The sequence below is a fragment of the Vibrio sp. ECSMB14106 genome (assembly GCF_000972265.1).
GTDB classification, from domain to species: Bacteria; Pseudomonadota; Gammaproteobacteria; order Enterobacterales; family Vibrionaceae; genus Vibrio; species Vibrio kanaloae.
Window position 1 is genome coordinate 73,881 of record NZ_LAUM01000030.1, and the last position, 6,476, is coordinate 80,356.

5 protein-coding genes are annotated in these 6,476 nt (G+C 45.2%); 3 read left to right on the top strand and 2 right to left on the bottom strand.

The genetic code is table 11. The features are described from left to right. Positions 1-146: 146 nt before the first annotated feature. Together fadA and fadB are read right to left on the bottom strand one after the other, a co-directional pair. Positions 147-1,310 carry an acetyl-CoA C-acyltransferase FadA gene (gene fadA / locus WR49_RS17520; protein ID WP_046224869.1) on the bottom strand — a complete coding sequence of 388 codons (1,164 nt, stop codon included), beginning with the start codon at positions 1,308-1,310 and terminating at the stop codon, positions 147-149. A gap of 26 nt (positions 1,311-1,336) precedes the next feature. Then, positions 1,337-3,508 (bottom strand): fatty acid oxidation complex subunit alpha FadB, encoded by a 2,172-nt coding sequence (gene fadB, locus WR49_RS17525; protein ID WP_017055497.1) that lies wholly within the window; start codon positions 3,506-3,508, stop codon positions 1,337-1,339. Between the two features lie 227 nt (positions 3,509-3,735). Between fadB and WR49_RS17530 the strand changes: the two genes are divergently transcribed. Genes WR49_RS17530 through hemG form a run of 3 tightly spaced genes read left to right on the top strand, consistent with a single transcriptional unit; the run spans position 3,736 to position 6,388 of the window. Continuing rightward, positions 3,736-4,359 (top strand): YigZ family protein, encoded by a 624-nt coding sequence (locus tag WR49_RS17530; protein WP_017055498.1) that lies wholly within the window; start codon positions 3,736-3,738, stop codon positions 4,357-4,359. 34 nt (positions 4,360-4,393) lie between these two features. Further along, positions 4,394-5,851: a TrkH family potassium uptake protein gene (locus tag WR49_RS17535; RefSeq protein WP_017055499.1), complete on the top strand. Its 1,458-nt coding sequence runs from the start codon at positions 4,394-4,396 to the stop codon at positions 5,849-5,851. A gap of 9 nt (positions 5,852-5,860) precedes the next feature. Then, a complete protein-coding gene (gene hemG / locus WR49_RS17540; protein WP_046224870.1) occupies positions 5,861-6,388 on the top strand; it encodes a menaquinone-dependent protoporphyrinogen IX dehydrogenase in 528 nt (175 codons plus the stop codon). Positions 6,389-6,476 lie beyond the last annotated feature (88 nt).

Genomic DNA, 6,476 nt, shown 5'->3' on the forward strand with positions numbered 1-6,476 from the left:
TTGTGCATAGATATAGGTGGTGCTTTTTGTTTTACCAAGTTCATTGAACGAATCGATAGATTATCGGATGCCGAGTAATAAAAAGTGCAGCTATATAAATATAGCTGCACAAAAGATTACCCTTCAAGTATTACCGTCAGTGATCGCTATGGGCGTTCAAATACCGTTGCAATACCTTGGCCTAAACCAATACACATGGTTGCTAAGCCGTATTTCACGTCTTGTGCTTCCATCAGGTTGATTAGGGTCGTCGAGATACGAGAACCAGAACAGCCTAGTGGGTGACCGAGTGCAATCGCACCGCCGTTAAGGTTAACTTTCTCGTCAACCACATCCAATAGACCTAGGTCTTTAGCACATGGAAGAGATTGAGCAGCAAACGCTTCATTTAGCTCAATCACACCCATGTCTTCAACGGTTAGGCCTGCACGTTTAAGTGCTTTTTGAGTTGCTGGTACTGGGCCGTAACCCATGATTGAAGGATCGCAGCCAGCGATAGCCATCGACTTCACGCGAGCGCGAATCTTAAGGCCAAGTGCGTTGGCTTTCTCTTCGCTCATGATAAGCATTGCAGAAGCACCATCAGACAGAGCTGATGAAGTACCTGCTGTTACTGTCCCGTTTGCTGGGTCAAATACTGGGCGAAGCTGAGACAAGCCTTCAACCGTAGTTTCTGGACGAATGACTTCGTCGTAATCCAGAGTGAACAGTGAACCGTCTGCTGCGTGAGCTTCGGTTGGTAGGATTTCGTTCTTGAAACGACCTTCTACTGTTGCTGCTTGAGCTCGAGCATGTGAACGAGCTGCGAAGGCATCTTGGTCTTCACGACTGATGCCATGCATTTTACCTAGCATCTCAGCGGTTAACCCCATCATTCCCGCCGCTTTCGCTACGTGCTTAGACATGCCTGGGTGAAAATCAACACCATGGTTCATTGGTACGTGACCCATGTGTTCGACACCACCGATCAGGCAGATTTCAGCATCGCCAACCATGATAGAGCGGGTCGCATCATGCAGAGCTTGCATAGATGAACCACATAAACGGTTGACCGTCACCGCACCAATCTCAATCGGTAGACCAGCAAGCAAGGCTGCGTTACGTGCAACGTTGAAGCCTTGCTCTAGCGTCTGTTGTACACAACCCCAGTAAATGTCTTCAATTTCGACAGGGTTTACTTCTGGGTTGCGCTCTAAAATGCCTTTCATCAAATGTGCGGACAGATCTTCAGCACGAGTGTGACGGAAAGCTCCACCTTTGGAACGTCCCATTGGGGTGCGAAGGCAATCAACAACAACTACATTATTCATTTTGCTATTCCTTTTCCAAATGTGGGTTACAGAGAACTGGCTTGTTGGCTGTCGTAAAAGCTTTCGCCCTTCGCTGCCATATCAAGCAATAGTTGAGGAACTTGGTACATTGCACCTAAGTCTTGGTAGCCTTTCGCCATTTCAACGAAGTTACCAATGCCCACACTGTCTAAGTAGCGGAATACGCCGCCTCTGAATGGAGGGAAGCCTAAACCGTAAACCAGTGCCATATCCGCTTCTTGCGGTGTCGCGATAATACCTTCTTCTAAACAAAGCACCACTTCGTTGATCATTGGAATCATCACGCGCTGGATAATTGTCTGGTCATCAAAGTCTTGTGGCTGTTGGCATACGTCAGCCAAGATAGGAAGAATGTCTTCAGAGAAAGTCTTCTTTGGGCGACCGCGTTTGTCTACGCTGTATGTGTAGAAACCGCTGCCGTTCTTCTGGCCGTATTTTTCAGCGACATAAAGCGCGTCAATCGCATCACGACCTTCTTTACCCATACGCTCTGGGAAACCTTGCGCCATTACGGCTTGTGCGTGGTGTGCTGTATCTAGGCCCACAACGTCTAGCAAGTATGCTGGCCCCATTGGCCAACCGAACTTACGCTCCATCACTTTATCGATCTTAGTGAAGTCAGCACCGTCGCGTAGCAACATGCTGAAACCGCCAAAGTAAGGGAAAAGTACACGGTTTACGAAGAAGCCAGGGCAGTCATTAACAACAATAGGGGATTTGCCCATCTTCGCTGCGTAAGCGACTACGCGATTAATTGTTTCTTCTGAAGTATGCTCGCCACGGATGATCTCAACCAAAGGCATGCGATGCACTGGGTTAAAGAAATGCATGCCACAGAAGTTTTCTGGGCGTTTTAGAGATTTCGCTAGCAGGTTGATCGGAATCGTTGAGGTGTTTGATGTAAGCACTGTGTCTTCACCAACTAGACCTTCAACCTCACTCAGCACTGCTGCCTTAACTTTAGGGTTTTCTACAACCGCTTCCACAATCACATCTGATTGTTCAACACCTGCATAATGCAGACTTGGAGTAATAGAAGACAGAATGCCTGCCATCTTGAATCCATCTAGGCGACCGCGTGATAAGCGTTTATTCAACAGCTTAGAAGCTTCATTCATACCAAGATCAAGAGACGCCTGTGCGATGTCTTTCATCATCACTGGCACGCCCTTCAATGCTGACTGGTAAGCAATACCGCCGCCCATGATGCCAGCACCAAGTACCGCTGCGCGTTCAGTCGCTTTATTCGCAGATTTACCAGCCTGTTTTGCTAAGCCTTTTATGTATTGGTCATTCAAGAATAGACCAACCAGTGCTTTCGCTTCTTCAGATTTTGCTAGCTTAACGAAGTGTTTACGTTCGATGTCTAGTGCTGCATCGCGATCGCTACGTGCTGCTTCTTCAATAGCAATCACAGAAGTCATCGGAGCTGGGTAGTGAGGTCCTGCTTTTTGAGCCACTAAGCCCTTAGCCATGGTAAAGCTCATCATCGCTTCGAGTTTGCTTAGTGAAAGCGCTGATGTTTTTTGTTTACGGCGTAGCTGCCAATCGATTTTTTCATTTGCAGCGAGAGAAACAGTATTAATTGCTGAGTCTAGTAGTTGGTCTGTATCAACAATCGCATCTAACAAGCCAATCTTAAGCGCTTCATCAGCACGGCATGCTTTGCCTTGCGTGATAATTTCCATTGCGCTGTCAGCGCCGATAACACGTGGCAGGCGCACACAGCCACCAAAGCCAGGCATGATACCAAGTTTGGTTTCTGGTAGACCGATGCTGGTGGTCTTGTCGCCGATACGAAAGTCGGTTGCTAGGACACATTCACAGCCGCCGCCAAGAGCATGGCCACGCATCATTGAAAGAGTTGGTACAGGAAGATCTTCGAGCTTACTAAAGATTGAATTAGCGAATCTTAACCACTCATCAAGTTCTGCTTCTGGCTTAGCGAATAGGCCAAGAAATTCAGTGATGTCTGCGCCTACAATGAACGCGTCTTTGTTTGAAGTTAAGATTAAACCACGTAATCCAACGTGAGCATTTAGAGCATCTAACGCTTTATCTAGTGATTCTAAAGTAGCAAGGTCGAGTTTGTTTACAGAGGCCGGAGCGCAGAAGTTTAGTTCAGCGATACCGTCTTGTAACTCCTTTACCTGTAGGGTGTTAGCTTGGTAAATCATTGTCTATCTCCATGACATACAATCCACGATTGTTTGAGAGAATCTTGTTATCTTTCTAGTATTGTAGAATACCTGGTAAGACCAGTTGCTTTAGTCTGTACCTCTGTTTAGCTAATTTCAATACATTTTTTAAACAATTGTTTAACATTGTGCGATAGCACAGATCCTCTAACCCTTATTATTCACGCGTGATACACTTCGCTGCTCTTATTAATTAAGTTAACGATATGAATGAACAGCCCTATTTAATACCGTCTGCGTCGGCTCAGTTTGAAGAAGAGATAAAAAAGAGCGTCTTTATTACTCATCTTGCTCATACTCCAAGTGTAGAAGCTGCAAAACAGTTCGTAGAGCAGGTAAAGAAAGAGCATTCTTCAGCGCGACATAATTGTTGGGGTTTTGTTGCAGGGCGACCTGAAGACTCAATGCTTTGGGGCTTTAGCGATGATGGTGAGCCCTCAGGTACGGCGGGTAAGCCAATATTGGCGCAATTGTCTGGTTCTGGTGTTGGTGAGTTAACGGCTGTGGTGACTCGTTATTCAGGTGGGATTAAGCTTGGAACAGGTGGCTTGGTTAAGGCTTATGGCGGAGGCGTGCAACAAGCGCTCAAGCAGCTTCAAACTATCGAGAAAAAAATAACCACAAAATTACGGCTAGAGTTAGACTATGGCTTTGTGCCGATCGCACAGTCCATCATGGCTCAGCATCAGGCTGTTGAGGTACAAGCGGATTATGGTGTTCAAGTTGAGCTTATCATTGAGATAGAGCTCCTGCAGGTAGATTCGTTTACCCAGACCATGATCAATAAAAGCGGTGCCAAGGCACTGGTAACGAAAGTTAAAGACAACTAGGAAGTTTGAAGCATTTTGCTTCGTTCAATAGCTCATGCAATTTCGCTCAATTATTCGAATCGTCGGATTATTATTAGCACTTTTTAGTGTATCAATGCTCGCACCTGCGCTCGTCGCACTGATCTATCGAGATGGTGCAGGTGTGCCATTTGTGACGACCTTCTTCGCTCTATTATTTTGTGGAGCGGTTTGCTGGTTTCCAAATCGACGCTATAAACATGAATTGAAAGCGCGTGATGGCTTCTTGATTGTTGTTCTGTTTTGGACGGTAATAGGCAGTGCGGGGGCATTGCCGTTTTTGATCGCCGATAACCCCAATATCTCAGTAACCGATGCCTTTTTTGAATCGTTTTCAGCGTTAACGACGACAGGCGCAACTGTTATTGTTGGCCTCGATGAACTCCCTAAAGCAATCCTGTTTTACCGTCAGTTTCTGCAATGGTTTGGTGGTATGGGTATCATCGTATTAGCCGTGGCTATCCTTCCTGTTCTGGGCATTGGTGGTATGCAGTTATATCGTGCCGAAATCCCCGGTCCGGTAAAAGATAGCAAAATGACTCCGCGTATTGCTGAAACGGCAAAAGCGTTGTGGTACATCTATCTCAGTTTAACCATTGCTTGCGCGGTGGCGTTTTGGCTTGCAGGAATGAGTTTCTTTGATGCAATCAGCCATAGCTTCTCAACCATTGCGATTGGCGGTTTCTCGACTCACGATGCGAGTATGGGTTATTTCAACAGCCCTGCTATCAACATGATTACCGTCGTGTTCCTTCTTATATCTGCGTGTAACTATTCATTACACTTTGCAGCGTTTGCCTCCGGTGGTGTACATCCCAAATATTACTGGAAAGATCCTGAATTCCGGGCTTTTATTTTTATTCAAGCGGTGCTGTTTTTAGTTTGCTTCTTATTATTGCTTAACCATAATTCTTATGACTCGTATTACGATGCTTTTGATCAGGCTTTGTTCCAAACGGTGTCTATATCTACAACTGCTGGTTTCACTACCACTGGTTTTTCTGAGTGGCCATTATTCTTACCTGTTCTGCTTTTGTTCTCTTCTTTTATAGGGGGCTGTGCAGGTTCAACAGGCGGTGGCATGAAAGTCATTCGAATCTTATTGCTCACACTTCAAGGTGCTCGTGAAATGAAGCGTCTTGTTCACCCGCGTGCTGTCTATACCATCAAAGTTGGTGGTTCGGCGTTACCACAACGTGTCGTTGATGCGGTTTGGGGCTTCTTTTCTGCATACGCATTGGTTTTTGTGGTTTGTATGTTGGCTCTTATTGCTACGGGGATGGATGAGCTAAGCGCTTTCTCTGCTGTGGCGGCAACATTGAATAACCTTGGTCCTGGTCTTGGCGAGGTTGCAATGCACTTTGGCGATGTTAATGACAAAGCAAAGTGGGTATTGATAGTGTCTATGTTGTTTGGCCGTTTAGAAATATTCACCTTATTAATTTTATTGACCCCTACGTTTTGGCGTAGCTAAGGACATATTGTGGCAAAAGCTCTATTTTTGTATTCAAGCCGTGAAGGCCAGACCAAGAAAATCTTGAACTATATAAAAGAAGAAATGAATGAGTTCGAATGTGAGCTTCAAAATCTGCACTCTATTACTAGTGTCGACTTTGCTCAATACGACAGAGTCTTGATTGGCGCATCTATTCGTTATGGCCACCTTAATAAGAAGCTATATCAGTTCATTGATGCCAATCTTACTCAACTGCAATCAAACAAGGTCGCTTTCTTCTGCGTTAACTTAACGGCTCGTAAAGAAGACCAAGGTAAAGATACCCCTGAAGGTAGCGCTTATATTAAGAAGTTTCTTCTTAAGTCACCGTGGCAGCCAACTTTGATCGGTGTATTCGCGGGGGCTCTCTATTACCCTCGTTATAACTGGTTCGATAAAACCATGATTCGCTTCATTATGAATATGACAGGTGGCGAAACGGATACAACCAAGGAAGTCGAGTACACAAACTGGGAAAAAGTCTCTTTATTCTCTAAGAAACTACAAGAGATGTAAGAGAAAGCCTACTTTTGAGGCGTTTTGAGTTCTTTTTAATCGAACAATCAAAAAAGTAAGAAAAACTTCAAAAAGGGCTTGCCAGTGT